The following is a 335-nucleotide window of genomic DNA, read 5'->3' as shown; positions in this document are numbered from 1 at the left end:
GTTGTGAAAACCCGGCTGTCCGAAGATGAATACGCCGACTTCACAGCGCGGCTTGCGCCCTATGGTATCAGCCAGTCGGAATTTCTCCGGCAGGCGATACGGCGCACCACCATACGCCCCGTTATCCATGTGTCAGCGGTCAATGACGAACTGCTCTCCGCTGTCGGGAAGCTGACCGCCGAGTACGGCAGGATCGGCGGCAACCTCAATCAGATTGCCCGGTATCTGAATGAGTACGGCGCACCCTATAACGCCCTCTCCGGCGAGGTACGCGCCGCCATAGCCGACCTTGCCGCCCTCAAGTATGAAGTCTTACAGAAAGTAGGTGACGCGGT

The 335-nt window shown here is 59.1% G+C and carries 1 protein-coding gene; it reads left to right on the top strand.

Annotation, left to right across the window (positions count from 1 at the left end; translation table 11 throughout):
* The coding region (locus H6B31_RS16895; protein WP_204899546.1) for a plasmid mobilization protein at nt 1-335 on the top strand (335 nt) is incomplete at both ends.

This window comes from Pseudoflavonifractor capillosus (genome assembly GCF_016899775.1).
Classification (GTDB): Bacteria; Bacillota; Clostridia; order Oscillospirales; family Oscillospiraceae; genus Lawsonibacter.
The sequence above is the reverse complement of the archived record's forward strand: the minus strand, read 5'-3'. Positions and strand labels throughout refer to the sequence as shown.